This window comes from Streptomyces sp. I05A-00742 (assembly GCF_013055795.1).
Classification (GTDB): domain Bacteria; phylum Actinomycetota; class Actinomycetes; order Streptomycetales; family Streptomycetaceae; genus Streptomyces.
In genome coordinates this window covers 245,234-270,707 of the sequence record NZ_JABETO010000006.1, presented here as the reverse complement: position 1 = coordinate 270,707, position 25,474 = coordinate 245,234, and the positions used below count along the sequence as shown (strand labels likewise).

The window sequence follows — 25,474 nt, the reverse complement described above, 5'->3', positions numbered from 1 at the left end:
CCGCCACGGCTCACCGCCCCCGGCCGAGCAGCGTCCGGACGGCCCGGCCGGGGGCCGCGGCGTCCCAGGTCGGCCGCCCGCGCACGAGCGGCCCGCACGCGAGCCCCACGGCCACCGCGATCGCGTGCCCGACGTCGGTGAACGTGGCGCCGGTGGCCAGCGGAGTGGCGAAGAGGAGCACCAGGGCGGCCAGCCAGTACCAGCGCCAGGGCCGAGGTATCCGGTAGGTCAGCAGCCCCGCGCCCGCGGCCAGGCCGTACGAGACCCCGATGTCGACCACGTGCCGCATCGCGCGCGGCGCCGCGTGGTGCTCGATGGCGACGAGCAGTACCTCCTGGCTGGTCAGGGTCGCCGCGACGTGTGCGACGCCCACGGTGAACAGCCAGCGCAGGGTGCCGGCCCAGCGCTCCACATTGGCGTGGATCAGCTCGAAGAGGACCGCGTAGAGCAGGAACGACGACGGCGTCTCGATCCAGAAGCCGCTGATGAGCAGCGACTGCAGGGGGTGTTTCGCCAGTTGGTGGATGTTGCTGCTGGTGCGGTGGAGGAGGAAGGTCTCCAGCCCCTCGCTGGCCGCCGCCACGACCAGACTGGTGACGCCGATGACGAGCAGCCAGATGTGGGTGCCGGGAGAGCCGCGGACCCAGGAGCGGACGAGGTCACCGGCCCGGACGGTCCCCCGTCCGTACCGGCGCAGGCGGGCGGGAACGGACGGACGGCCGCCCCCGGGTGCCCCCGGTTCGTCCCGTTCCATCATTCGACGGTAGCCGAGGGGCCGCGGGCCGGACAGCGGGCGGCCGCGGGGGCGGAGGCCGAGCCGGGTGACCCATCCGGGGCAAACGGGGGGGCATCCTGCCCGACAGGTCTTGTCCCGCGCCGGGCGTCACGGAGAACAGCTCCCGGACGGCGGCTCGTGCCCGGTCGACGGCACGGGGCCGGCCATCGGGGCCACGCCCTCGGTCCGGTCCGGGCAGGGGTCGCCGAATCGCTTCTTCCTCACTCGTTCGAGCGGCGGGAAACGCACTCGTGCCCGATACGCTGAGGCCGGGATCAGAATCGCGCCCATGGGAGCAACCGTGACCACCTCCGCCGCCGGGCAACCGCTCATCCCCCAGCCCCCTGCCACGGTCACCGCGCTGCGGCAGGCCATCAGCCAGATCGCGCCTGCCGCGCTACCGGCTTTCACCAGGGAGCTGGACCAAGCCGCCGACCAGTCCCGGCAGGGCTCCGACCTGGCGCCGCTCCAGCGCTTCATCGCCCAGTGGGCGGTCTATGTCCACATCCAGCGCCAGCCCGACCTCGCAGCGGACCTCCGCCGCTGGGAAGACACCGCACAGTCGGGCGACGCCGCCCAGGCACGGATGGCTGCCTCCGAGATCGGGCGGATCCTGGACGGAGCCCACACAGCCATCGGTCTGCCGGCCCGGTGAGCCCGGACCGGCGTTGGGAGTACGACCCCGACCACGGCCATGTCGCAGGCGGAATCCCCGAATACGTGGTGGCGGAGGTGGAACGACTGGCCGGCCAGCTCGTCGACCTCGCCGGTACGGGCATCGACGTCAGCGATCTCGGCAAGGGACCCCGCCCCGGCGGCCTGCGCCGCATGGACGCCGCCGGCGGCTGGTTCTACTTCCTGGTGGCACCACGTGATCCGCTGATCATCGTCGTCCGCATCGTGCCCCCGTTCGACGCACTGTAGCGGGGAGTCGGCACACGACCGCGGGCCCGGGAGGCGGATCGCCTTCCCGGGCCCGTCGCGGCGCCGGCCGTCCGGCAGGGGCGCCTCAGCGCGAGGAGGCCAGGGTAAGGACCTCGGCGTCCTCCGTGACCGGCGCGGCCGGCCGGGACGCGGGGCGCGGGGCGCGGAGCAGCGCGGCCACGGCGACGCAGAGGGCGGCGGTGAGGCCGGCGATGCCCCACAGCGCCGTGTGCCAGGCACCGGTGAACTGCTGGGCCAGGTGGGCGTGGTCCGGTCCCGCGAGGTGGCCGGAGGCGATCTGGGCGGCGAGGCCGGAGGAGCCGACGCGGTCCTGGAGGAGGCTGAGCATCACCGCGCCGAGGGCGGCGATCATCATGGCCTGCCCGCCGCCGCGCACGGTGTTGAGGAAGCCGGCGGCGGTACCGGAGCGTTCCGGGTCGACGAGGCTCATGGCCTGGCCGTCGATGATGCCGTTGGCGAGTCCGGTGCCGATGCCGATCGTCAGCAGCGGTCCGGCCAGCGGGAGGAGGCCCATGCCCGGTTCGAGGACGGTCAGCCACGCGTTGCCCGCGGCGACCAGCCCGATCGCGACCGTGATCACCAGGCGGGCGGGCACGCCCCGGGTCACCAGCTGCGCGCTGATCAGCGGCGCGACCAGGACGGGGGCGGTGAGCAGCAGCATCGTCGTCCCGGCCTCGCCGGCCGACACGCCGTTCACGCCCTGGAAGTAGGTCGGCAGGTAGGTCAGCGATCCGGCGAACCCGACGGCACCGGTCAGTCCGGCCAGCGTCCAGGCCAGGTAGCGGCGGTCACGCACCAGCGTCAGGTCGAGGACCGGGTGCGCCGAGCGGCGCTGGAGGACCGCGAAGAGGCCCAGCAGGAGGGCGCCGACACCGAAGGCGGCCAGGACCAGCGGGTGCGACCAGCCGTTCTGCGGCCCCTGGGTGACGCCCGTCATCACCAGGGCGAGCGCGACGATGAACGTCACGGCCCCGGGCACGTCCAGGCGCGGACGGACGGCCGACCGCGATTCGGCGATGAGGAAGGTACCGGCCAGCAGCACCGCGCCCACCGCGGCGAACACCAGGAACCCGGCGCGCCAGCCGACGGCGCCGACCAGGGCGCCGGAGAGCGTCGGTCCGGCGGCGAGGCCGATGCCGCCGGTGGTGCCGAGGGCCGCGTACGCCTTGGTGCGGGCGGGGCCGGAGAAGGTGGTGGCCAGCAGCGCGCCGGCGCTCGCCATCACCCCCGCGGCGCCGAGTCCCGCGACCGCCCGGGCCGCGTCCAGGAGCAGGACGTCCGTGGCCGTCGCGCTCAGCAGGAGGCCCACGGTGAACAGCGCGGCTCCGGTGCGGTAGACGCGGCGGCGGCCGAAGAGGTCGGCCAGCGCGCCGGTGACCAGCATGAAGCTGGACGCCGTCAGGAAGTACCCGGTGACCGCCCACTGCAGGCTCGCGCCCGAGGCGCCGAGGTCCTCGCCGATGTCCGGCAGCGCCACGGTGGTGCCGGACATCGACATGGACAGGGTGAGCATTCCGAGCAGGACGAGGGCGAGGGTCACCGCCGCACGGCGGGACGGGGGAGCTGCGGAGCCCTTCGGGGCGGTGTCGTTCATGGTCCCGACGCTAGGAAAACGGACGACCGGGTCACATCTGCCGGACGACCGGGTCGGTGACCGGGTCCCTGACCGGCCGGCCCGGTCACCGAACCCGGTCGTCCGACAGATGTGGGGGCAGGAGCCGCCGCCATAGCTTTTGGGACGTCAGCCGGTCACGGCCGACGGGCCGCCGGATACCGGACGGCCCGCGGACGCCGGTGGGGCACGCCCCCGCCCCGCCGGCGTCTCTCCCAGCACGCGTTTCCCGAGCACGAAGGAAGTCCCCGTATGAACGCCGCGCCGCTCCGCCTCGTCGTCATCGTCGGTTCGACCCGCGAGGGCCGGTTCGGTCCCACCGTGGCCGACTGGTTCGCCGAGGAGGCCCGCGCCCACGCCGGCGTGGACATCGACGTCATCGACCTGGCGGAGGCCGACATCACGCACGTCCTGTGCGGCGAGCCCACCCCCGAGGTCGCCGCGATCACGCCCCGGCTGGCCGCCGCCGACGCGTTCGTGGTCGTCACGCCCGAGTACAACCACTCCTACCCGGCGTCCCTGAAGGCCGCGATCGACTGGCACTACGTGCAGTGGCAGGCCAAGCCCGTCGGCTTCGTCTCCTACGGCGGGCTGGGCGGCGGGCTGCGCGCCGTCGAGCACCTGCGTCAGGTCTTCGCCGAGCTGCACGCCGTCACGGTGCGGGAGACCGTCAGCTTCCACATGGCCTGGGAGCGCTTCGGCCAGGACGGGACGCCGCACGACGCGGACATCGTGAGCGGCGCGGCCAAGCGCATGCTCGACCAGCTCGTCTGGTGGGGCCGCGCGCTGCGGCAGGCCCGGGAGGAGCTCCCGTACGGAGCGTGACGCCGACCGTACGCCGCTGAACAGTGATTACTGTGGGGTACATGCTCCATGGACGTACCACGGAAATCGCCGCGCTCGACCGGCTCCTCTCCGACGCGCGGGAGGGCCGCAGCGGCGCCGTGGTGCTCCGCGGCGAGGCCGGCATCGGCAAGTCGGTCCTGCTCGACCACGCCGCCCGCACCGCCGGGGAGGCCGGCATGCGGGTGCTGCGCGGCCTCGGAGTCGAGGCCGAGGGCGAACTGCCGTTCGCGGGGCTGCACATGATGCTCTCCGGCGTCCTCGACCGCGTCGACCGGCTCCCCGACACCCAGGCGGCGGCGCTGCGGTCCGCGCTCGGGATGGCCCCCGCCGCGGTGGGCGGCGACCGTTTCCTCGTCGGCCTCGCGGTGCTCACGCTCCTCGACGGCCTCGCCGAGGAGCAGCCGCTGCTGTGCCTCGTCGACGACGCCCACTGGCTCGACCGGGAATCGGCGGACGCGCTGCTGTTCGCGGCCCGCCGGCTGGGCGCCGAGCCCATCGCCGTCGTGATCGCCGCCCGCGAGGAGAACGCCCCGGCCTTCCCCACCCCCGGCATCCCGGAGCTGCGCCTGACCGGCCTGGACGCCGCGGCCGCCGCCTCGCTGCTGGACGAGCACGCGCCCTCCCTGCCGCGGCACGCCCGTGACGTCATCCTCAAGGAAGCCGCGGGAAATCCGTTGGCGCTGCGGGAGCTCCCCACGGCCCAGCGGGAGGAGCAACGGTACGCCTCGCCGTACGGGGTGGCCGCCCTGCCCACGCACAGCAGGCTGCTGCGCACCTTCACCGGGGTCGTCACCGCGCTGCCCGGGCGCACCCGGAGCCTGCTCCTCGTCGCCGCCGCGGCGGGCGGCGCCGACCTCTCCGTCGTCCTCGCGGCGGCGGAGCGCTTCGGCGCGGACCTCGACGACCTCGAACCCGCCGAGCGGGCCCGGCTGCTGCGCCTGTCGGACGGGCGTCTCGTCTTCCGGCACCCCCTGGTGCGCACCGCCGTCTACCAGGACGGGACCGCGAGCCGCCGGCTCGCCGTGCACCGGGCGCTGGCGGACGTGCTCGCCGACCGCCCCGACCAGGCGGACCAGCGGGCCTGGCACCTCGCCGCCGCAGGGACCGGGCCCGACCCTGAAGCCGCCCGGCTGCTGGAGGAGAGCGCCGAACGCGCCCGGTCACGCGGCAGTTCGAGCGCCGTCGCCGCCGCGTACGAACGGGCCGCCGCGCTCACTGCGGACCCCGCCGGACGGGGCCGTCGGCTGACGGCGGCCGCCCGGGCCGCGGCCGACGCCGGGCAGCTGTGCCGGGCCGAGGAGCTGGCGGCCGGTGCCGTCGCGCTGTCGGACGGCGTGGCGGACCCGGCCGCGCTCGCCGCCGCCGTACGGGTCCGGGCCGAGGTCACCGACGAACAGGACCGGTCCCGCGACGCCCACGCCATGCTCGCCGCCACCGCCCTGGACCTCGTCGGCCGCGCGCCGGAGCTCGCGGACACCCTGCTGTTCCAGGCGGCACAGGCCGCCTGGCACGCCGGTGACCAGGAGGCGCTGGACCGGACCGCCGCCCGGGCCGCGGAGCTGGAACTGCCCGGCGCGGCGCGGATCGCCGCGCTCGCGCGGCTCGCCGCCGGGCAGCACCGGACCGGCCCCGGCGGCCCGGCGGACGCCGCCGACGCGGTGCGGCAGCTCATCGGCACGGCCGACGGGTCGCCGGAGGACATCCGGGAGGACGTGCGGCTCGGCTGGTGGCACATGTTCAACGGCGACCTGGCCGCCGCCCGCGAGCTGGCCTCCTCGCTGGAGCGCCGGTGCCGGGAGACCGGCGCCATCGGCGTCCTCGCCCTGGTCCAGATGCTGCTCGCCCGTACGCAGCTGCTGCTCGGCCTGCACCGCGAGGCCCTGGCCACCGCCACCGACGGGATGCGCGTCGCGGACGACACGGGGCAGTCCCGCGTCCGCGTCCACCTGGCCACCGTCCTCGCCCACCTCGCCGCCGTCCGGGGCGACGACGAGGGCTGCCGCGAGCTGACCGCCGAGGCGCTGGCCCGCGGCGTGGCCCCCGGCACCGTGCACGCGGCGGGCGCGCTCAGCGTCCTCGACCTGGGGCTCGGGCGGACCGAGGCGGCGTTCGACCGTCTCACCGCCGTCACCGCGGGACCGGACCGGCAGGGTGTCATCGGCAGCCTGCCCGACCTCGTCGAGGCGGCGGTACGGCTCGACCGGCCGGACGGGGCCCGTTCGGCCTTCGCCTGGTACGAACGGCACACGGCCGCCTACCGGCGCCGGCCCTGGGCCGAGGCGCTCACCGAGCGCTGCCGGGCCCTGCTCGCGGACGACGCGCGCGCCGGCGAACACTTCGCCCGGTCCCTCCGCCTCCACCACGAGGGCGGGGGCTCCACGTTCGACCGGGCCCGCACCGAGCTGCTGTACGGCGAGCACCTGCGGCGCCTTCGGCAGACGTCGGACGCGCGGCTCCGGCTGCGGTCCGCGCTGGAGACCTTCGAGCGGCTCGGGGCGGTGCCGTGGGCGGAACGGGCCCGCACCGAGCTCCGGGCCACCGGCGAGAGCGTCGTCACGTCCGGCGCCGCGGCCGGTCCGCTCGACCGGCTCACCCCGCAGGAGTTCCAGGTGGCACGCCTCGCCGCGCAGGGGCTCAGCAACCGGGACATCGGCGCCCGGCTCTTCATCAGCCCTCGGACGGCGGGGTACCACCTGTCCAACGTCTACCCGAAGCTCGGCATCACCTCGCGGACGGAGCTGGCGCGGCTGATGATCTGAGGGCGGCTCCACTGGCTCCAGCCGGAGCCTTCCCGGGCAGGTTGTAGGATGACTGGGCAACCGGGAGATCCGGTGAAGCGGAAGACGCGGGCAGCCGGAGGTTCGACCCCATGGCACTACGGGCAGCGGGACGCCAGTCCCTCGTGGACACCGTCGTGGAGCAACTGCGCGGGCAGGTGGCCGCCGGTGAGTGGCGGGTGGGGGAGCGCATCCCCACCGAGCACGCCCTCGCCGAGCAGCTCCAGGTGGGGCGCAACACGGTCCGCGAGGCCGTCCGCGTCCTCGTGCACGCCGGGATGCTGCGCTCCCGGCAGGGCGAGGGCACCTTCGTGGTCTCCACCGCCGACCCGGCCGAGATCATGCGCGGGGTGCAGCGCGCCGGGGTGCGCGACGTCCTCGAACTGCGGATCGCGCTGGAGGCCGAGGCCGCCCGGCTCGCCGCGGTCCGCCACGAACCCGCCGACCTGGACCGGATGCGCGCCGCCCTGAACGCCCAGGCGGAGCTGGAGGACGCCGACGGCCAGCCGGACTCCGGCAGCCTGGAGCTGTACGCGCACCACGACATCGAGTTCCACAAGGCCGTCGTGGAGGCCGCGCACAACACCGCGCTGACCGCGACCTACACCTGGTTCAGCAGCTCCGTGCGCGAGGCGCTGGTCACGGCGCTCGGCGACCGGGACATGCCGCGCATCATCCACGGCGACCACCACGCCCTCATGGTGGCCATCGCCTCCGGCGACCCCGACGCGGCCCACCGCGCCGCGCGGGCCCTGCTCGAACGCCCGAAGCAGGCGGTCGAGGCACTGCTCGCCGAGCGGTGACGGACGGCCTCCCCCCTCTCACTCCTCTCTGAGCACCACCTGGAAAGGCATCCCCATGTCGGAAGCGAGGTCCGAAACACCTCTCATAGCCGCCGAGGAACCCTCGTCCGCGGCCCCGGCCCCCACCGCCGTCCGCGCCCTGCGCGCCCACCCCGCGCTGGTCCTCGCGGGCATCGTCCTCGCCTCGCTCAATATGCGGGCCGCGCTCGCGGGTGTCTCCCCGCTCGTCGGGGAGGTCAACGACCACTTCGGACTGAACGCGACCGCGAGCAGCCTGGTCACGACCATTCCGCTGGTCTTCATGGGCCTCGGTTCGATCGCCGCGCCGAAGCTCGCCCGGCGCTTCGGCACCGAGGCGGTGCTGTGCGCCGCCCTTGTCCTGCTCTGCGGCGGCATCCTCGTGCGCGTCGCGCCCCCGGTGGCCTCGCTCTTCGTGGGCAGCGCACTGGTGGGCACCGCGATCGCCTTCCTCAACGTCCTCATGCCCGGCCTGATCAAGCGGGACTTCCCCGACCGGGCCGCGAGCATGACCGCCCTCTACTCGACGGCGATGATCCTCGGCGCCACCGTCTCGGCCGCCTGCGCGGTCCCGCTCGAGAACGCCCTCGGCGGCTGGCAGGGCTCGCTCGCCTCCTGGGCGCTGCTCGCCGCGATCGCCGTCGCCGTCTGGATCCCCCAGGCGCTGATCGCCCGGCGCGGCGGCCACCGCCACGCCGTCCCCGCGGGCGGACGGCCCGCCCCCGAGGGGCCGAACCTGCTGCGCTCGCCGCTGGCCTGGCAGGTCACCCTGCTCATGGGCACCCAGTCGCTGATCGCGTATGTGTGCATCGCCTGGATGCCGACCGTCTTCACCGACAACGGCATGACCAAGAGCGAGGCGGGCCTCGTCTACGCCTTCTACACCCTGGTGCAGATGGCCGGTTCGTTCGCCGTGCCCGTCCTCGCCGGGCGGATGCGCGACCAGCGGCTGCTGGCCGTCGGCGTCGTCCTCCTGATGGCCGGTGGCACGACCGGCCTGCTGCTCGCCCCCGTGGCGGGCGCCTGGGCATGGGCCACGATGATGGGCGTCGCCCAGGGCGGCACCCTGGGGCTGGCGCTGACCCTGATGGTGCTGCGCAGCCGCGACGCGCACACCGCGGCCCGGCTGTCCGGCATGGCACAGACCTGGGGCTATCTCCTCGCCTCCGTCGGCCCGTTCGCCGTCGGCGCGGTCCACCAGGCCACGGACGGCTGGACGTTGCCGGTCTGCGTGCTCCTCGCCGCCTGTCTGGCCCTGGTGTTCCTGGGACTCGGCGCCGGGCGCGATCGGAAGATCTGAGACGTTGGGGGTGGGTGAGACCGTGTCCACCCCGTGAGGAGAACGCCGCCGTGCCGATCACCGTGCCCCCGCAGCTGGCCGACCACCACAGCCGGCACAACCCGGAGAACGCCGCCGAGTGGATCGCGGGGCTGCCGGACCTGGCGGCCGGCTTCCTGGACCGCTGGAACCTGAGGCCCGACGGCGATCCTGCCCATGGCTTCGTGGCGCTCGTCCTCCCCGTGCTGCGGGAGGACGGCACCCCGGCGGCCCTGAAGCTCCAGCCGGTGGACGAGGAGCGGGCCGGCGAGCCCCTGGCACTGCGCGCCTGGAACGGCTCCGGCGCCGTCCGGCTCCTCGACCACGACCCCGCAACGGGCACCCTGCTGCTCGAACGGCTCGACGCCACGCGCTCGTTGGACTCCGTACCGGACGTCGAGACCGCTCTGCTGTCCCTGACCGGGCTCCTCGCCCGGCTGCACACCGCGCCCGCGCCCACCGGGCTGCGGCACCTGGGGCAGGTGGCGGCCGCCATGCTGGACGACGTGCCGCAGGCCCTGACCGCCCTGCCCGACGCGGACGAGCGCCGGCTGCTGACCGACTGCGCCGCCGCCGTCCGCGAGGTCCTCGGCGAGCCCGGCGACCGGCTGCTGCACTGGGACCTCCACTACGAGAACGTCCTCGCCCCGCTGCCCGGCCCCCCGCGCGGCCCCTGGCTCGCCATCGACCCCGTGCCGCTCGTCGGCGACCCGGGCTTCGACCTCATGCCGGCGCTCGACAACCGCTGGTCCGACGCTGTGGCGACGGGCGACGTGGAACGGGCGGTGCGCCGACGGTTCGACCTGATGACCGAGGTGCTGGGCCTCGATCGGGGGCGGGCGGCGCGCTGGACGCTGGCTCGTGCTCTGCAGAACTCGCTGTGGTCCGTCGAGGACGGGGAGTCGCGGCTCGAGGAGGAGCAGATGGCGGTGGCGCGGGCGTTGAGGCGGTACGTCTGAGGTGACGGTTTGTGTGCCCCGGTCCCTCCCTTTCACCGTTTCTTGCAGGGGCTGCGCCCCCGCACCCCCGAAGCGCGCTGCGCGCACTGTCCTCAAACGCCGGACGGGCTGAAGTCAGCCCGTCCGGCGTTTGAGGACGCGCGCCGCAGGCGCGCGCACCCGGGGGCGCGGGGCCCTCCCCGCGGAAACGGTGAAAGGGCGGGGCTGGGGTCACTCCTCCCCCGCCAGCGTCAGCTTCCGCAGCTTCTCCCCCGCGTACCAGGTAGCCCCCACCGTCACCCCCACCATCAACACCACCGCCACCGGCAACCCCACATCCGATGACACCGCCCCCGGCGCAGCGATCCGCTCCGCCAGCGACAGAGCCCACTGCTGCACACTCAGCGTCCGCGCCCCCGCCACCAGATTGCCGAACAGCGACTCCCAGATCAGCGCGTAGACCAGCCCGGCGACCACGGCATGCCGGGTGACCGTGCCGAGCAGCAGGAAGACGGCGCTGTAGGTCACGGAGGCGACGGCCGCCGCGACGGTGTAGGCGACGGCGATCTGCTGGCTGTTGCCGTTCAGCACCAGGCCGGCGATGAGCGTGGGGACGGCCGAGAAGACGACGGTGACCCCGGTCGCGACGAGCAGTTTGGTGAAGATGATCGTCGGGCGCTTGACCGGCTTGGCGAGGAGGTAGACGACCGAGCCGTCGTCGATCTCGGGGCCGATGGCGCCCGTCCCGGCGATGACACCGATCAGCGGGACCATGGTGGCGAGCGCGAACCCGCCCAGGACCTCGCCGGCCGTGTCGTCGTCGGCACCGGTGAGCAGGCGGACCGCCACGGCGATGACCAGCAGCAGGGCTGGCAGCGTAAAGAGGACGGCGGCCCTGCGGCGGCCGAGGAGCCCCCGGTAGGTGAGCCGGGCGACCGTGGGGTGGTAGATGCGGTGCATGGGTTCGATGCCTCCTTTCAGGCCGCGACGAGGTAGGAGAAGACCGATTCCAGGGACTCGTCGGAGGGCGAGACCGTGAGGAGGCGGATGCCGTGCGCGCGGGCCACGGCCGGGAGGAGGGTGGTGAACCGGGCGAAGTCGATGGCCTGGACGCGCAGGGCGCCCTCCTGGACGTCCACCTCGATGCCGGACGTCGACGGGTCGGCGATGAGGGCGGCGGCCAGGGCCCGGTCGTCGCTGGAGCGGACGAGGTAGCGGTGCGGCCGGTTGGTCATCAGCCGGCGGATCTTGCGGAAGTCGCCCGACGCCGCGTGCCGCCCGGCCACCACGACCTCGATGTGGGCCGCGAGCTGTTCGACCTCCTCCAGGATGTGCGAGGAGAACAGGACCGAACGCCCCTCGCTCCCCATCTTCCGCAGCAGGTCCATCAGTTGCATGCGCTGACGGGGGTCCATGCCGTTGAAGGGCTCGTCGAGCAGCAGCACGGTCGGGTCGTGCACCAGGGCGGACGCCATCTTCACCCGCTGCCGCATGCCCTTGCTGTACGTGGAGATCTTCCGGTCCTGCGCGTACTCCATCTCGACCGTCGCCAGCGCCCGTTGGGCCGCGGAGGCGGGCAGCCCGTGGAGCTCGGCGTTGGCGCGGACGAAGTCCAGGCCGGTGAGGAAGTCGTACATCGCCTCGCGCTCGGGGACGACGCCGATGTGACGGTAGATCTCCTCGTTGCCCCAGATGGTCGTCCCGTCGAGGGTGACCGTGCCGGTGGAGGGGGCCAGGAAACCGCCCATCATATTGATGAGCGTGGACTTGCCCGCTCCGTTGGGGCCCAGCAGGCCGGTGACGCCGGGGCCGATCGTCATGGAGACGTCGTTGACGGCCACCACGTTGCCGAACCAGCGGGAGACGTTGTCGATATGGATGCTGGTCACAGCCCGGCCTTTCGGTAGCGGCGCATGAGCAGGCCGTACGAGCCGGCGATCAGGCCCAGGACGACGACCAGGTAGAGCACTCCGGCGCCCGTGCCGGGCCCGTGGCCGCCGGGGTAGCTGGACGTGGCCGAGAGGAACGCCGTCTGCACGCCGTCGATCAGGGTGATCGGCGAGAAGAAGCCCAGCCACCCGATGACGTCGGTGTTGTCGCGGCTGAGGGCGATGCTCTGGATGGTGCTCACGGCACCGTACGAGATGGTGAGGACGGCGATCACGGCGGCGACCCCGAACCCGCGGCGCGGGGTGAGCGCCGCGACGACCAGGCCGATGCCGGCGAAGAGGAGGGACAACAGGGCCACGGAGACCAGTCCTTGGGCGAAGGCTTTCGTCTGGGCGGCGAAGTCCAGCTTGGCGAGCAGGGCGCCCAGATAGAGGATGAGCAGCGGCGCCGCCGTCAGCAGGAACAGCGCGGAGGCGAGCGCGGCGAACTTGGCCACCACGTAGTCGACGCGTTCGACCGGGCGCGAGAAGTAGAGCGGGACCGTCCTGAAGCGCAGGTCCCTGGAGACCGACTGCGGCGCCTGGGCTGCCAGGTAGAGGCCGACGACGGCCTGGAGGAGGATCGCGTACCGCGTGTACTCCAGGGGCAGCTTGTCCATCTTCGTCGTGACGGCCACCGCCACGATGATCGCGGCCGGTACGCACATCACGGCGAACAGCGTCATCGGCAGGACCTTGGACTTCGCCGAACGGCCCAGGCCGTAGGCGCCGCGCAGGCTCTGCGAGTAGAGCGCGCGGCGGGCGTAGGCACGGCCCAGGCGGGGACCGGAGTACGGGCGGTAGCCGATGTTGTGGATCACGTCCTGCGCGGGCGTGACCGTGGTCTCAGGCGGCATCGGAGGTGCCCCATTTCTGCGCGCTGTCGTCGTGCGGACCGCCGTCCGCCTGGAACACCTCGGCGATGCGGTGCCGGCGCTGTTCCATGCGCACCAGCCCCAGCCCGAGCCCGGCGACGGCGTCGCGGACGACGTCGTACGTCTCGTCGCCGGTGACGTCGACGAGCAGGACGTGCCCGGCGCCCGCCGCCGCGTAGCCGCCGGTGCCGGTGGCCTGCTGCACCGCGAGCCCGGCGGCGGCGAGCGCCGCGCCGAGCGCTCCCGTCCCGTCCGGGTGGGTGTCGCTGTCGGTGACCTCGACCGCGAGCGAGCCGGTGGCCTGGGTGAAGTCGCTGGTGGCGGAGGAGCGCAGCAGTCTGCCGCCGTCGATGACGACGACGTGGTCGCAGGTGCGCTCCAGCTCGCCGAGCAGGTGGGAGGTGACCAGGACCGAGATCCCGAAGTCGGTGTGGACCCGGCGGATCAGGGCGAGCATCTCGTCGCGCCCGACCGGGTCCAGGCCGTTCGTCGGCTCGTCCAGCAGGACGAGCTGCGGGTCGTGGACGAGGGCCTGGGCCAGCTTCACCCGCTGCTTCATGCCCGTCGAGTAGCCGCCCATCGGGCGGTAGCGCTCCTCGTAGAGGCCCACATGCCGGAGGGTGTCCGCGGTGCGCTCGCGCGCGGCGGTCAGCGGCAGGCCGGACATCCGCGCCATGTGGACGACGAACTCGGTGGCCGACACGTCGGGCGGCAGGCAGTCGTGCTCGGGCATGTAGCCGACGCGCTCGCGGATGGTGCCGCCCCGCGTCGCGACGTCCAGGCCGAGCACCTCCGCGCGCCCCTCGGTGGCCGGGGAGAGCCCCAGCAGGATCTTGATCAATGTGGACTTGCCGGCACCGTTGGCACCCACCAGACCGGTCACTCCCGGAGTGATGTCAACGGAGAGCCGGTCGAGCGCGGTCACCCTGGGGTACCGCTTGCTGAGGCTTTCGGTGGCGATCACAGTCACGGAATCGACGGTAGTGGCGCGGACCACATCATCGCGTCAGTCCAGATGAGGGCTTGCGCGTCGTCCTCCGGTCTGACCTCCCCGTAGGGGATGGGCCGAAAGGACGGGAGTGGGTGTCAGGGACCCGCGGTCCACACGTGTCCTGAGAGGTGCGGTCGCACCCCTTGACGCAGCCTCCGAAGATTGTCACATTCATCAATGTCAACTTCCGCACCGGCAGGGACGGTTGTGCCATGAGGACCGCCGCAGCACCGCACGTCACCCAGGACCTGGCCGGTTTCCGCGCCGTGCAGCGCCTGGCCTACGACTGCGCCGAGGCCGTCGCCGCGCAGCTCACCCCGGGCGTCACCGAGCGGGACGCCGCCCGGCTGCAACGGGAGTGGCTCCGGAGACGGGGGGTGCGTGACTGGTTCCATCTGCCCTTCGCCTGGTTCGGGGACCGCACGGCCTTCACCGGCTTCCGGGTGCCCACGCAGTTCTTCCCCACCGGACGGCGGCTGGAGCCCGGGATGCCGTTCGTCCTCGACCTGGCCCCGGTGCACCGCGGCTTCACCGCCGACGTCGGCTACTCGGGCTGCCTCGGCCCCGACCCCCTGCACGCCCGGATGCTCGACGACCTCCTGGCCCACCGCGACCTCGTCCTGCGCGAGATCCGCGAACGGCGCCCGCTGCGCGCGATCTACGAGGACGTCGACCGGCTCATGGCACACCAGGGATACGCCAACCGGCACCGCGCCTATCCCTTCGGGGTCATCGCCCACAAGGTCGGCCGGGTGCCGGACCGGCGCCGCTCGGCCCGCCTCTTCGGCTTCGGCACCCAGTCCCTGAAGGGGCTGGCCTCCGACCTGCTGCACGGCCACCGGGAGGGCTGGTCCCCGCTGTGGAGCCCGTACCGCTTCTCCGACCACCCGCCCACACCCGGGCTGTGGGCGGTCGAACCGCACCTCGGGTTCCGCGGCACGGGCGTGAAGTTCGAGGAACTGCTCGTGGTCACGGACTCCCGGGACCCCGAGGAGAGCGCGTTCTGGCTCGACGACGATCTGCCGCACGTGCGGCGCGGACAGGGACGGCAGGAGGGAACCGGACGATGAACGCCTTCGGCACGGGGATCGAGGGGGCGCGGGAGCGCCGGGTGCGCTCGGGCGGGGTGGAGCTGTGCGTCGCCGAGCTGGGAGACGCCGCGCACCCGACCGTCGTCCTGCTCCACGGCTACCCCGACAGCAAGGAGGTGTGGGAGCCGGTCGCCCTCCGGCTCCGGGACCGGTTCCACGTGGTCCTCTACGACGTGCGCGGCTGCGGCCGGTCGACGGCCCCGCGCCCCCTGCGCGGCGGCTTCACCCTGGAGAAACTGACCGACGACTTCCTGGCGGTCGTGGACGCGGTGAGCCCGGACGCGCCGGTGCACCTGGTCGGCCACGACTGGGGGTCCGTGCAGGGCTGGGAGTTCACCACGGTCCGGCGCACCGAGGGCCGCATCGCCTCCTTCACCTCGGTGTCGGGGCCCTCGCTCGACCACTTCGGTCACTGGATCAAGGAACGCGCCGCCCGGCCCACCCCGCGCCGGACCGCCCAGCTCCTCGGACAGAGCGCCAAGTCCTGGTACGTGTACGCCCTGCACACACCCGTCCTGCCGGAGCTCCTCTGGCGCGGACCGCTCGGCAGGCGGTGGCCGGCCCTCCTGGAACGGACCGAGAAGGTGCCTCGGGGCTCCTACCCCACCGCCTCGCTGCCCACCGACGCGGCGCACGGCGCCTGGCTGTACCGCGACAACGTCCGGGAGCGGATGCTCCGGCCGCGCGCCGACGCCTACGCGCACGCCCCGGTGCAGCTGATCACGCCCACCGGTGATCCCTTCCTGTCCGAGCGGCTCTACGACGACCTGGAACGCTGGGCCCCCGGCCTGGTGCGGCGCACCCTCCGGGCCGGGCACTGGGTGCCCCGCACCCGTCCCGGTCAACTGGCCGACTGGACAGCCGACTTCGTCACCCACCAGGAGGAGGGTGCGTCGGGCCCGGTGCCCCGCCCGTCCGGAGCCGCCGCGGCGGGGCGGGACCGGTACGCGCAGCGCTTCGCCGGCCGCCTGGTGCTGGTGACGGGCGCGGCGAGCGGGATCGGCCGGGCCACCGCCTTCGCCTTCGCCGAGGCCGGTGCCCGGATCGTGGCCGTGGACCGGGACGCGGAGGGCGCGACGCGCACCGCCGAGCTCGCGCGCCTGCTCGGGGCGCCCGAGGCGTGGGCCGAGTGCGTCGACGTCTCCGACGAGGGGGCGATGGAGAAGCTGGCCGCCCGCACCGCCGACGCGTACGGCGTGGTGGACGTCCTGGTCAACAATGCCGGGATCGGTGTCGCCGGGGCGTTCCTCGACACTCCGCCGGACGCCTGGCGCAAGGTCCTGGACGTCAACCTGTGGGGTGTTCTCCACGGTTGCCGGATCTTCGGGCGGCAGATGGCCGAGCGCGGCGAGGGCGGACACATCGTCAACACCGCCTCCGCCGCGGCCTTCCAGCCCTCCCGGACCCTCGCCGCCTACAGCACCTCCAAGGCCGCGGTACTCATGCTCTCCGAATGCCTGCGCGCCGAACTCGGCGACCAGGGCATCGGCGTCACCGCCGTCTGCCCCGGCATCGTCGCCACCGGAATCACCTCCGCCACTCTCTTCACCGGCGTCCCGGAGGAGGAACAACACCGGCTCCGGGAACGGACGACCCGGCTGTACGGACGGCGCAACTACCCGCCGGAACGGGTTGCTGAAACGATTCTCCGCGCTGTGCACGACGACCTCGCCGTCGTCCCGGCGACCCCCGAGGCCCACGGCCTGCGCCTCGTGTCCCGCTTCGCCCCCCGTCTGCGGCGTGCGATCGCACGGGTCGAACCCCGCCTGTGAGGGGCTGCTGGGGAGGGTGGCCCGGGTGAGCTGGGTGAGCCGGGTGAGTCGGGGCGGAGCTGCGGGAGACCGAGCTTCGCCTCCAGGCCCCTCAGGCCCCTCAGGCCCCTCAGGCCCCTCAGGCCCCTCAGGCCCCTCAGGCCCCGGCCCCCAACCCCTTCGACCTCCACACGGACACCCGGATCCCGGCCCCTCGCACCCTGCCCCCTCTCCCCTCCCCGGCACCTCATGAACCTCGAAGGAGGAACCCCCGCATGACCTCCGACTACCGCATAACGCCCCGGCGCGTCTCCTTCGACTGGCGTGAGACGCCGCTGCACTGGATACCCGACGAACCGACCGCCACGCACGTCATCAACGTCCTGCACCTGCTGCTGCCCGCCGGGGAGCGGTGGTTCGTCAAGGTCTTCAAGGAGGCCCTGCCCCTGGTGCGGGACCCGGCACTGCTCAAGGACGTCAAGGGCTTCATGGGGCAGGAGGCCACCCACAGCGTCCAGCACTCCTACGTGCTCGACCACCTCGCCCACCAGAACCTGGACACCACCCCCTACACCCGTCAAGTCGACTTCCTCTTCGACGTGCTGCTCGGCGAGAAGCCACCGTTCGGCCTGCCGGTCACCGACCGGGAGTGGCTGCGCTTCCGGCTGTCGGTCATCGCCGCGGTGGAACAGTTCACCGCCGTCCTGGGCGACTGGGTCCTGCGCGCGGAGGAGCTCGACCGGGCGCTGCCCGACCCGGTGATGCTCGACCTGCTGCGCTGGCACGGCGCCGAGGAGGTGGAGCACCGGTCGGTCGCCTTCGACATGTACCAGCACTGCGGCGGCGAGGAGCCTGGCCGCTATGCCCGGCGCGTGCTGGGCATGGCCATCACCGCCCCCATCCTGACGTACCTGTGGGGACGCGGGGCCGCCTACCTGATCCGCCACGACCCCCGGCTCGCCAAACGGATCCGCTACACGCTGCGCCACCACAAGCGCGCCGTGGACAAGGGGCTGCTCCCCACCTGGCGCGAGCTGGGCGCCGCCATCCCCCGCTACCTCCGGCGCTCGTACCATCCTTCCCAGGAAGGATCGTTGAGCAGGGCCGTCGCCTACCTGGCGGTCTCACCCGCGGCCCGGGGCACGGCGAGCACACCCGGCCGGCGACCGGACGCCCCGGACACCCCGGACACCCCGGACACCCCGGGTGAGGCTGCCGTCTCCTAGGGGCAGCGGCTTCCCGAGGAACGGCGGTGCCCTGTGCGGTATGTGTGAGGAGCGACCCTTGAGCGAACAACTGGCGTACCGGATCGAGGACCTGGCCCACCACAGCGGTGCCACGGTCCGCACCATCCGCGCCTACCAGGACCGGGGCCTCCTCCCCAAACCCGAGCGACGCGGCCGGGCCAACGTCTACGGGGACACCCACCTGCTCCGCCTCCGGCAGATCAGCGGCCTCCTCGACCGCGGTTACACGCTCGCCAGCATCAAGGAGCTCCTCGACGCCTGGGACGCCGGCCGGGGCCTGGGAGGGATCCTCGGACTCGTCGCCGAGGTGGAAGGCCCCTGGTCGGACGAGCAGGCCGTGCGCGTCACCCGCGCCGAACTGACCGAGTGGTTCGGGGGCGCCCCGGACGAGTCCGCCGTCGAGGACGCCGTAGAACTGGGCGTCCTCGAACCTGTCCCGGGCTCCCCGGACACCTTCCTGGCCCCGAGCCCCCAGGAACTGGCCGTGGCCGCCGAACTGCACGCGGCCGGGGTGCCCCTGCTCGCCATCTCCGAGCACCTGCGGGAGGTACGCGCCCAGGTCGAGCACATCGCCGGTCGCTTTCTCGACTTCACCACCGAACACGTCTTCCGCCCCTATCTCGACCATCCTCCGACCGACGAGGAGGCGGCCCAGGCCGCCGACCTCGTCCGCCGCCTGCGCCCTCTCGCCCAGCAGACCGTGGACGCCGAACTCGCCCGCGCCATGCGCACGCTGGCCGTCCGCAACCTCCGGCGCCACCTGGGAGAAGTGGCCCACGGAGCTGCGGCGGCCGGTGAGCCGGCGGAGAGTGGCCTGGTACCCGGCGCCCGGTTGACGGGGGATCCGGCGGCCGAGATTCCGTCGGCCAGTGCCCCGGTGCCCGGCGGCCCAGCGACCGGCGCCCCCGGCGGTGCTCCCCTGCCCGCCCCGGAGTTCCCGGACGACGTCTGGACGACGGTCCGGCTGCCCACCGCAACGGTCCGTGCGGTCAAGTCCCTGACCGGCCCGGACAACACCGCGGCGTTCATCGCCGCCGCCGCCGAACGCGAGGTCCGGGCCCGCACGATGGATACCCTCGCCACGCGCCGGCACCCGGATCGTGAGCCGGGGGGCCTGAGGCGCGAGGCGTAGGCGTGACCACCGCCCGCTACTGCGCGACCCGACGGGCGCGGACGCTCTCGCGGTAGCGCGCGGTGAACATCGCCGGCACCACGAAGCCCGCGATCTGGACCGGTATGGAGACCCCGCTGCCGAGGCCCTCCGCCCGGACGGCGGCCAGGGCGACGGCGGACAGCGTGAAGGCCGCGGCCCAGACACTCGTGATCACGACGTTCATCCGGCGGAAGAACGCCGTCCCCCACACGGCCTGAGGGGCGTGCCGCTTGGCTATGCCCGAGGTGAAGGGCCGCCCGACGACCACGGTGCCCCAGGCGGTGAGGGCGAGCCAGCCGAGGGACAGGACACCCGAGTACGTGCCGAGGGCACTGTCCGGACAGCTGAAGCCCAGCACCGTGAGAACGGCGAAGAAGAGCACCGAACTCTGCTCCAGTATCAGCGAATCCGCAGTCGCCCCGGAGCGCAGGTCCTGGACCAGCAGGCCGACGGCCACAGCCAGGGCGGCCGCGGCACCCCATCGCCAGTCGTACGACGACACGATCGCGAAGGCGATCCAGGCGATGAAGCCGCGCAGATAGTTCATGGAGTCTCCTGGCCCGGTCGTGGGTGACGGTGGCCACCGGCCCGCCCGGCGACATTCCTATTCTGACATGTCGAAGATACAGAGTCCAGTCTTGACATGTCAATAGTGGAATGTAGAGTGAGGGACATGAGCCTGAGACACGCGGTACTGGGCCTGCTGGCCGACCACCCCGCCAGTGGCTACGACCTCATGCGGATGTTCGAGACCTCACTCGCCAACGCCTGGTCCGCGACCCAGAGCCAGGTCTACGGCGAGCTGGCGAAGCTGACGAAGGAAGGGTTGCTGGAGGCCGCCTCCGAAGGCCCTCGCGGCCGCAAGGAATACGCGATCACGGATGACGGCCGCACCGAGCTGCACCAGTGGCTGACGGAGACCAAACCCCGCCACCGCATGCGCAGCGACGCCCTGTTGAGGGTGTTCTTCCTCGACCAGCTCACCCCGCTCGAAGCCGTCACCTATCTCCACGGCGAGGCCGAGCGCGCGGCACGCCAGCACGGCGCTTTCAAGGAGCTGGAGCAGGAGATCGAGTGGGACGAGGGCTCCTTGTCCCTCAACGGCCGTCTCGCCCTGGAATACGGGATGCGTCTCAGCGCGATGCGCGAGGAATGGGCCCGCTGGGCGGCCGAGGAGTACGCGAAGCGACCCCACGGAACGGCCGTTGCCGCGGCCGACGCCACGGCCGGTGAGGAGGTGAGCTGACCCGTCCACCACCCCGCCGCCCCTGCCCCCCGCCGCCCCTCCGGCGTCACAGCCCCGGGGCGCCCCACACCGGGAACCAACGGCTCAGGTCGCCCTCGATCCGCAGGTCGTCCTCCAGCAACGCCCGCGTCTGGAGCTCCAGTTCGTGGTCGCGCCGCTCCTCCGTGCCCCGCAGGGGCGCGAAGGGGTAGAAGGTGCCGCGCTTGTAGAGGTAGACGAGGGCGAGCCGGCGCCCGTCGGCGTCCCGGAAGCTCATCAGCGAGCACAGCAGCTGAGGTCCGAACCCGCCTTCCTGGAGGAGCGTGTTGACCGCGTGCAGATCATTGACCAGGGCAGGGGTGTCGTCCGGCGCGTGCCGGGTGAGCAGCCAGGTGTACCCGTAGGCGTCCCGGCTGAACTCGACGGGCACCCCGCCGCCCCCGGTATCCGTGTCCAGCAACTGCCTGACGTCCTCCCGCAGCGTGCCGAAGGCGCCGCCCTCCACGCTGGCGAAGCAGACCGACCCCAGCCCGGTCGGCTCCATTCCGGCGCCCGCCTCAAGGGTCAGGGCGGCCGAGGGCAGGGCGAAGAGCCGGTCGAGATCGGGGCGGACCGGCTTGGAGCGCCCGAGGATGACGTCGAGGAAACCCACTGTTCCGAGACTCCTTCCCGCCCGCGGCCCGACGCCCCGCGGCGCCTCCTCCTGTGTCCCCGCCCCACGGCCCGTCGTCCCGCACGACCCCGGCACATCACGCGTTTGCCGTCGCCCTCGCCCCCGTCCCCGTCCCCGGTGCCCCGCGCGTCCGCCCTCACGCCTGTCCGAGCCGTACCGAGATCCTCCCGAGCTGGTCAAGCCGCTGTTCCAGCGTGGGGTGCGACGAGAGCAGGCTGCTCAGGGTCTCCTTGGAGAAGGCCGGCGCGAACCAGAAGGCGTTGAACGGCTCGGCCTGCCGCAGATCACGGGTGGGAATCCGGGCCATCTCCCCGGTGACCTTGGTGAGCGCCGACGCCAGTGCCGACGGCCGGCCCGTCAGCAGGGCGGCCGCCCGGTCGGCGGACAGCTCCCGGTAGCGCGACAGCATCCGGGTCAGCAGGAACCCGATGACGTAGACCACGGCGCTGACCAGCGGAATCACCACCATCAGCAGCGCGGTGTTGCTGTCCCGGCCCCCCACCCTGCGCAGCCCTCCCCACAGCCCGACGCGGGTGATGAGCCCGGCCAGGACGCCCAGGAAGGAGGCGATGGTCATCACCGCGACGTCCCGGTGCGCCACATGACTGAGTTCGTGTGCCAGCACCCCCTCCAGTTCCTCCGGCTCCAGCCGACGCAGCAGCCCGGTCGTCGCACAGACCAGGGCGTTCTTCCGGTTGCGCCCGGTGGCGAAGGCGTTGGGCACATCACTGTCGGCGATCGCCACCCGCGGCTTGGGCATGTCCGCCAGCGCGCACAGCCGGTCCACGGCACCGTGCAGCTCGGGCGCCTCGCGAGGGGTGACCTCACGTGCCCCCATGCCGAAGGCGGCGATGCGGTCGCTGAACCAGAACTGGGCGACGAACACCCCTCCGGCCAGGACCAGGATGATCGGCCACGCGCCGCGCAGCAGCACGATCAGCACGCCGACGAACACGACGTAGAGCAGTCCGATCAGGAACATCGTGCTGACCATGCGGGTGGTCAGCCCGCGGTCGGGGGTGAATCGAGTGCTCTCCCGCACAGTGGCCTCCCAGATGTCGCGGTAGCTCCCCGGCAAGGCTTCCCTGTCACGATTCTCCCTCTCGTCTCCCCCATTCCGCCGATTTCCGTTCCGCCGGCCGTCCCGGACCGGCGCCGCCGTAGGCTCTGGACCATGGCTACTTCGCACCGTCTGAGCACCGTGATCCTGCCCGTCAACCGCTGGCGGGAGGGTGGCCGCGACCAGTGGCGCCGCGCGGAAGAGCTCGGTTTCCACACGGCGTACACCTACGACCACCTTTCGTGGCGGACCTTCCGGGACGGCCCGTGGTTCGGCGCGGTCCCCACCCTGACCGCCGCCGCGGCCGCGACCGACCGGATACGGCTGGGCACCCTGGTCACCTCGCCGAACTTCCGGCATCCGGTCACCCTCGCCAAGGACCTGATCACGCTGGACGACGTCTCGGACGGGCGCATCACCCTGGGCATCGGCGCGGGCGGCAGCGGGTTCGACGCGACGGCCCTGGGCCAGGAGCCCTGGTCGCCGAAGGAGCGGGCGGACCGGTTCGCCGAGTTCGTCCCGCTGCTCGACCGGCTGCTGACCGAGGGCGCCGTCAGCCACGACGGCACGTTCTACTCGGCGGTCGAGGCCCGCACCATTCCCGGCTGCGTCCAGGGCCCCCGGCTGCCCTTCGCCGTCGCCGCCACCGGCCCGCGCGGCCTGCGGCTGGCCGCGCGGCACGGGCAGGCGTGGGTGACCACGGGAGACCCGAAGCTCTTCGAGAGCGGGACCCCCGAGCAGTCCCGGGACGCCATCCGGGGCCAGATCGAGAAGCTGGGCGCCGCCTGTGCGGAGATCGGCCGTGACGTCTCCGAGCTCGACAAGATCCTGCTGACCGGCTTCACCCCGGACCGGAACCGGCCTCTCGCATCGCTCGACGCGTTCGTCGACTTCGCGGGCCGGCACTTCGAGCTCGGTTTCACCGAGATCGTCGTCCACTGGCCGATCCCGGACTCGGACTTCGCCGCTGACCAGGCCGTCTTCGAGCGCATCGCCACAAAGGCGTTGGCGCAGCTGGGCGAGTGACGTCGCGGGCCCCAACCCCGCAGGCCCCAACCCGCGGACGCCAACACCGCAGACCCCGAAGCCGCAGATCCGAACGCCGGCCGCAGCCTCGACCGCCGTCGGCCGCCCGGCCGCACTCCCGGAGCCGAGGAACCGCGCCCCCGGTCCACCACCGGGACCGCCGGGCTGCCGGGCTGCCGGGCAGGGGTCTGCCCTCCGCGGCGACCGCCTCGCCGTCACGACCGCCTCCACCCCCCGCCACCTGCGCTTTCCACCGGACACCCCCGCCCCGCCACCGGCCGCTCCGGCGCGCTGGCTCAAAAACACGGCGCCCCGCCCACCCGGGCGCCCGGCACCACCGCGTAACCGACAATGGGAACCGTGACTTCAGCTACCGAGCAGCCCGAGACCCCGGCCGCCGGCCGGACAGCCCCGATACCCCGGCTGATCGCCACCGACCTCGACGGCACCCTGCTGCGGGACGACAAGACGGTGTCCGACCGGACCGTCGCCGCGCTGGCCGCCGCCGAGGCGGCGGGGCTGGAGGTCTTCTTCGTCACCGGCCGCCCGGCACGCTGGATGGACGTGGTCAGCGCCCATGTGCACGGCCACGGCCTGGCGATCTGCGCGAACGGCGCCGCTGTCGTGGACCTCCGGGACGGTGGCCGGTTCGTCGAGGTCAGACCGCTGGGGCGGGCCGACGCCCTGGCCATCGTCGTGGCGCTGCGCGCCGCCGTCCCCGGCTCCTCGTTCGCCGTCGAACGCACCACCGGCTTCCACTACGAGCCGCAGTACCCGCCCTTCCAGCTCGACCCCGCGGCGGTCATCGCCCCCGCCGAGGAATTCCTGGCCGCGGAGGCGCCCACGGAGGGCGGCGACTCCTGCGGCCCCATCCTCAAGCTGCTCGCCCACCACCCCGAGCTCGCCCCCGACGCGTTCCTCGCCCGGGCCCGCACCGCGGCCGGCGACCACGGTTCGTTCACCCGCTCCAGCCCCACCGCGCTGCTGGAGATCAGCGGCCCCGGCGTCAGCAAGGCCAGCACGCTCGCGGGCTACTGCGCCGAACACGGCATCGCGCCCGAAGAGGTGGTGGCCTTCGGCGACATGCCCAACGACCTGGAGATGCTCGGCTGGGCCGGCACCTCCTACGCCATGGCCAACGCCCACCCGGAGGTACTGGCCGCCACCACGCACCGGACCGCCGCCAACAACGACGACGGCGTCGCCGCGGTCATCGAGCAGATCCTGCACGGCTGCCCCTGACCTGCGGCGGACCCGGCCGGCTACAGCCCCACGCCGCGCCGGCGCAGCCACTCCACCGGATCGACGGCGGACCCGAACTCCGGGGTCGTACGGATCTCGAAGTGCAGATGCGGCCCCGTGGAGTTTCCCGTGGTCCCGGACAGGCCGATCCACTCGCCCGGCCGCACCCGGTGTCCCGGGGCCACGAACGGTGTCGCCAGGTGGGCGTAGTGGGAGTACCAGCCGCCCGGGTGCCGGATCACCATGCTGATGCCGAAGGCGCCGCCGCACCCGGACGCCACCACCGTCCCCGGCCCGACCGAGCGCACCGGAGTGCCGGTGGGCACGGCGAAGTCCTGGCCGGTGTGCGTGCCGGCCCAGTTCGCGCCGGAGCCGCCGTACCCGGCCGAGAGCCGGTAGCCGAGCACCGGCCGCGTCCAGCCGTCCCGGTCGGGGTCCCCGTCCGGCCGCGCCGCGTCGTCCGCGTCCAGCCCGTCCCGGTCGGCCGCCTCGCAGCGGCCTCCGGCCACGGCGGCGGCGGCCAGCGCGTCCAGCCGGCCGCGCGCCGCGGTCAGCCGGCCGCCGACGGTGTCCAGCGTGGTCCGCATCCGGGCGACGTCCTGGTCCAGCGCGTGCCAGGAGGACGCGGTCGCCCGCGCCTCGGCGGCCAGGGCCCTGCTCCGGTCGTCGGTCTCGCTCAGCCGCCGGGCCAGCCGCTCCCGGCGGCCGGTGTCGTCCTCCTGGAGGGACAGCAGCTCCAGTGGGTCGTCCAGGACCTGGAGGCTCTCCCGGGCGGTGAAGCCGCCGGTCCGGTACTGCGCGCGGGCGGCGGCCCCGGCGTCCTCCCGCAGCACTCCGGAGACGAATTGCAGCCCGCTCAGCCGGTCGGCCAGCCGGCGGACCTCCCGCTTCCGGTCCCGCGCGGCCGGCAGCGCCCGGGCGTAGCGCTCCTTGACCAGGGCCTCCTCCCTGGTCAGGCGGTACACCTCCGAGGTGGCGCGGGCGAGCCGGCCCGGAGCCGCGTAGGAGGCGGGCGGCTGGGACGCGAGAACCGGCGTCACCACGACGCCCAGCGCGCAGAGGACCGCGCATCCGTCGCGGCACGCGCGGCGGCCGGGCCCGCGCGGGCGCGGCCGGCGGTCGCCGGGGTCGGGACGCTGAAATCGCCGCATGGACGCGATCCTGACCCGGCATCCGGCGG

The 25,474-nt window shown here is 73.4% G+C and carries 24 protein-coding genes; 14 read left to right on the top strand and 10 right to left on the bottom strand.

All coding sequences use genetic code 11. The features are described from left to right. Positions 1-10 precede the first annotated feature (10 nt). Complete coding sequence (locus HN013_RS08865; protein WP_249374840.1) at positions 11-754, bottom strand: rhomboid-like protein; 744 nt, start codon at positions 752-754, stop codon at positions 11-13. Positions 755-1,076: 322 nt separating this feature from the next. Between HN013_RS08865 and HN013_RS08860 the strand changes: the two genes are divergently transcribed. Then, complete coding sequence (locus HN013_RS08860; protein WP_171164917.1) at positions 1,077-1,430, top strand: DUF6247 family protein; 354 nt, start codon at positions 1,077-1,079, stop codon at positions 1,428-1,430. Beyond that, the gene (locus tag HN013_RS08855) at positions 1,427-1,699 is read left to right on the top strand and encodes a hypothetical protein (RefSeq protein WP_171164851.1); all 273 of its coding nucleotides are present in this window, start codon (positions 1,427-1,429) and stop codon (positions 1,697-1,699) included. Before HN013_RS08860 ends, HN013_RS08855 begins: the two co-directional genes overlap by 4 nt. 85 nt (positions 1,700-1,784) lie before the next feature. On the opposite strand, the gene HN013_RS08850 is transcribed toward HN013_RS08855, so the two are convergent. Then, entirely contained in the window at positions 1,785-3,314 is a 1,530-nt protein-coding gene (locus HN013_RS08850; RefSeq protein ID WP_171164849.1) for an MFS transporter, read from the bottom strand. A 270-nt stretch (positions 3,315-3,584) separates the two neighbouring features. On the opposite strand from HN013_RS08850, the gene HN013_RS08845 reads away from it, so the two are divergent. The 5 genes from HN013_RS08845 (at position 3,585) to HN013_RS08825 (ending at position 10,053) form a co-directional block, all read left to right on the top strand. Beyond that, positions 3,585-4,157, top strand: coding sequence for an NADPH-dependent FMN reductase (locus HN013_RS08845; RefSeq protein WP_171164847.1), 573 nt, complete (start codon positions 3,585-3,587; stop codon positions 4,155-4,157). A 41-nt stretch (positions 4,158-4,198) separates the two neighbouring features. Continuing rightward, positions 4,199-6,937, top strand: a complete 2,739-nt coding sequence (locus HN013_RS08840; protein WP_171164845.1) for a helix-turn-helix transcriptional regulator — start codon at positions 4,199-4,201, stop codon at positions 6,935-6,937. 110 nt (positions 6,938-7,047) lie between these two features. Next, positions 7,048-7,758 carry a FadR/GntR family transcriptional regulator gene (locus HN013_RS08835; RefSeq protein ID WP_171164843.1) on the top strand — a complete coding sequence of 237 codons (711 nt, stop codon included), beginning with the start codon at positions 7,048-7,050 and terminating at the stop codon, positions 7,756-7,758. Positions 7,759-7,813: 55 nt separating this feature from the next. Beyond that, positions 7,814-9,076, top strand: coding sequence for an MFS transporter (locus HN013_RS08830; RefSeq protein ID WP_171164841.1), 1,263 nt, complete (start codon positions 7,814-7,816; stop codon positions 9,074-9,076). Positions 9,077-9,126: 50 nt separating this feature from the next. Next, a complete protein-coding gene (locus tag HN013_RS08825; protein WP_171164840.1) occupies positions 9,127-10,053 on the top strand; it encodes an aminoglycoside phosphotransferase family protein in 927 nt (308 codons plus the stop codon). 210 nt (positions 10,054-10,263) lie between these two features. On the opposite strand, the gene HN013_RS08820 is transcribed toward HN013_RS08825, so the two are convergent. Genes HN013_RS08820 through HN013_RS08805 form a run of 4 tightly spaced genes read right to left on the bottom strand, consistent with a single transcriptional unit; the run spans position 10,264 to position 13,832 of the window. After that, positions 10,264-10,983 carry an ABC transporter permease subunit gene (locus tag HN013_RS08820; protein WP_171164916.1) on the bottom strand — a complete coding sequence of 240 codons (720 nt, stop codon included), beginning with the start codon at positions 10,981-10,983 and terminating at the stop codon, positions 10,264-10,266. Positions 10,984-11,009: 26 nt separating this feature from the next. Then, complete coding sequence (locus tag HN013_RS08815) at positions 11,010-11,921, bottom strand: ABC transporter ATP-binding protein (RefSeq protein ID WP_171164838.1); 912 nt, start codon at positions 11,919-11,921, stop codon at positions 11,010-11,012. Then, positions 11,918-12,817 (bottom strand): ABC transporter permease subunit, encoded by a 900-nt coding sequence (locus HN013_RS08810; protein WP_171164836.1) that lies wholly within the window; start codon positions 12,815-12,817, stop codon positions 11,918-11,920. The genes HN013_RS08815 and HN013_RS08810 overlap by 4 nt, the downstream gene beginning before the upstream one ends. Further along, positions 12,807-13,832: an ABC transporter ATP-binding protein gene (locus HN013_RS08805; RefSeq protein ID WP_171164834.1), complete on the bottom strand. Its 1,026-nt coding sequence runs from the start codon at positions 13,830-13,832 to the stop codon at positions 12,807-12,809. The genes HN013_RS08810 and HN013_RS08805 overlap by 11 nt, the downstream gene beginning before the upstream one ends. Before the next feature lie 206 nt (positions 13,833-14,038). Between HN013_RS08805 and HN013_RS08800 the strand changes: the two genes are divergently transcribed. From HN013_RS08800 to HN013_RS08785, 4 genes are all read left to right on the top strand, one after another. Continuing rightward, entirely contained in the window at positions 14,039-14,896 is an 858-nt protein-coding gene (locus tag HN013_RS08800; protein ID WP_171164832.1) for a M24 family metallopeptidase, read from the top strand. Beyond that, on the top strand, positions 14,893-16,689 hold the full coding sequence (locus HN013_RS08795; RefSeq protein WP_171164830.1) for an SDR family oxidoreductase: 1,797 nt from the start codon (positions 14,893-14,895) through the stop codon (positions 16,687-16,689). Before HN013_RS08800 ends, HN013_RS08795 begins: the two co-directional genes overlap by 4 nt. Before the next feature lie 254 nt (positions 16,690-16,943). Further along, a complete protein-coding gene (locus HN013_RS08790) occupies positions 16,944-17,894 on the top strand; it encodes a metal-dependent hydrolase (protein WP_249374839.1) in 951 nt (316 codons plus the stop codon). A 40-nt stretch (positions 17,895-17,934) separates the two neighbouring features. Beyond that, positions 17,935-19,047 carry a MerR family transcriptional regulator gene (locus HN013_RS08785; protein WP_171164828.1) on the top strand — a complete coding sequence of 371 codons (1,113 nt, stop codon included), beginning with the start codon at positions 17,935-17,937 and terminating at the stop codon, positions 19,045-19,047. 16 nt (positions 19,048-19,063) lie between these two features. Here the strand turns inward: HN013_RS08785 and HN013_RS08780 are convergent, their stop codons facing one another. Then, on the bottom strand, positions 19,064-19,615 hold the full coding sequence (locus HN013_RS08780) for a hypothetical protein (protein ID WP_171164826.1): 552 nt from the start codon (positions 19,613-19,615) through the stop codon (positions 19,064-19,066). Between the two features lie 126 nt (positions 19,616-19,741). Between HN013_RS08780 and HN013_RS08775 the strand changes: the two genes are divergently transcribed. Beyond that, on the top strand, positions 19,742-20,314 hold the full coding sequence (locus HN013_RS08775) for a PadR family transcriptional regulator (protein WP_171164824.1): 573 nt from the start codon (positions 19,742-19,744) through the stop codon (positions 20,312-20,314). Positions 20,315-20,360: 46 nt separating this feature from the next. On the opposite strand, the gene HN013_RS08770 is transcribed toward HN013_RS08775, so the two are convergent. After that, positions 20,361-20,945 carry a PspA-associated protein PspAB gene (locus HN013_RS08770; RefSeq protein WP_171164821.1) on the bottom strand — a complete coding sequence of 195 codons (585 nt, stop codon included), beginning with the start codon at positions 20,943-20,945 and terminating at the stop codon, positions 20,361-20,363. 157 nt (positions 20,946-21,102) lie between these two features. Continuing rightward, complete coding sequence (gene htpX / locus HN013_RS08765; protein WP_283247527.1) at positions 21,103-22,044, bottom strand: zinc metalloprotease HtpX; 942 nt, start codon at positions 22,042-22,044, stop codon at positions 21,103-21,105. 96 nt (positions 22,045-22,140) lie between these two features. On the opposite strand from htpX, the gene HN013_RS08760 reads away from it, so the two are divergent. Together HN013_RS08760 and HN013_RS08755 are read left to right on the top strand one after the other, a co-directional pair. Continuing rightward, complete coding sequence (locus HN013_RS08760) at positions 22,141-23,052, top strand: LLM class flavin-dependent oxidoreductase (RefSeq protein WP_171164819.1); 912 nt, start codon at positions 22,141-22,143, stop codon at positions 23,050-23,052. A gap of 351 nt (positions 23,053-23,403) precedes the next feature. Next, positions 23,404-24,294 (top strand): Cof-type HAD-IIB family hydrolase, encoded by an 891-nt coding sequence (locus tag HN013_RS08755; RefSeq protein ID WP_171164817.1) that lies wholly within the window; start codon positions 23,404-23,406, stop codon positions 24,292-24,294. A 20-nt stretch (positions 24,295-24,314) separates the two neighbouring features. On the opposite strand, the gene HN013_RS08750 is transcribed toward HN013_RS08755, so the two are convergent. Continuing rightward, positions 24,315-25,445, bottom strand: a complete 1,131-nt coding sequence (locus HN013_RS08750) for a M23 family metallopeptidase (protein WP_171164815.1) — start codon at positions 25,443-25,445, stop codon at positions 24,315-24,317. Between the last annotated feature and the right edge of the window lie 29 nt (positions 25,446-25,474).

Bases quoted from the DNA above. Each gene is read 5' to 3' on its own strand.
- HN013_RS08835 (WP_171164843.1), top strand. From the start codon at position 7,048: ATGGCACTACGGGCAGCGGGACGCCAGTCCCTCGTGGACACCGTCGTG.
- HN013_RS08810 (WP_171164836.1), bottom strand. From the start codon at position 12,817: ATGCCGCCTGAGACCACGGTCACGCCCGCGCAGGACGTGATCCACAAC.
- HN013_RS08780 (WP_171164826.1), bottom strand. From the start codon at position 19,615: ATGAACTATCTGCGCGGCTTCATCGCCTGGATCGCCTTCGCGATCGTG.
- HN013_RS08795 (WP_171164830.1), top strand. From the start codon at position 14,893: ATGAACGCCTTCGGCACGGGGATCGAGGGGGCGCGGGAGCGCCGGGTG.
- HN013_RS08760 (WP_171164819.1), top strand. From the start codon at position 22,141: ATGGCTACTTCGCACCGTCTGAGCACCGTGATCCTGCCCGTCAACCGC.
- HN013_RS08830 (WP_171164841.1), top strand. From the start codon at position 7,814: ATGTCGGAAGCGAGGTCCGAAACACCTCTCATAGCCGCCGAGGAACCC.
- HN013_RS08845 (WP_171164847.1), top strand. From the start codon at position 3,585: ATGAACGCCGCGCCGCTCCGCCTCGTCGTCATCGTCGGTTCGACCCGC.
- HN013_RS08840 (WP_171164845.1), top strand. From the start codon at position 4,199: ATGCTCCATGGACGTACCACGGAAATCGCCGCGCTCGACCGGCTCCTC.
- HN013_RS08865 (WP_249374840.1), bottom strand. From the start codon at position 754: ATGGAACGGGACGAACCGGGGGCACCCGGGGGCGGCCGTCCGTCCGTT.
- HN013_RS08775 (WP_171164824.1), top strand. From the start codon at position 19,742: ATGAGCCTGAGACACGCGGTACTGGGCCTGCTGGCCGACCACCCCGCC.
- HN013_RS08790 (WP_249374839.1), top strand. From the start codon at position 16,944: ATGACCTCCGACTACCGCATAACGCCCCGGCGCGTCTCCTTCGACTGG.
- HN013_RS08800 (WP_171164832.1), top strand. From the start codon at position 14,039: ATGAGGACCGCCGCAGCACCGCACGTCACCCAGGACCTGGCCGGTTTC.
- HN013_RS08785 (WP_171164828.1), top strand. From the start codon at position 17,935: ATGTGTGAGGAGCGACCCTTGAGCGAACAACTGGCGTACCGGATCGAG.
- HN013_RS08750 (WP_171164815.1), bottom strand. From the start codon at position 25,445: ATGCGGCGATTTCAGCGTCCCGACCCCGGCGACCGCCGGCCGCGCCCG.
- HN013_RS08850 (WP_171164849.1), bottom strand. From the start codon at position 3,314: ATGAACGACACCGCCCCGAAGGGCTCCGCAGCTCCCCCGTCCCGCCGT.
- HN013_RS08755 (WP_171164817.1), top strand. From the start codon at position 23,404: ATGGGAACCGTGACTTCAGCTACCGAGCAGCCCGAGACCCCGGCCGCC.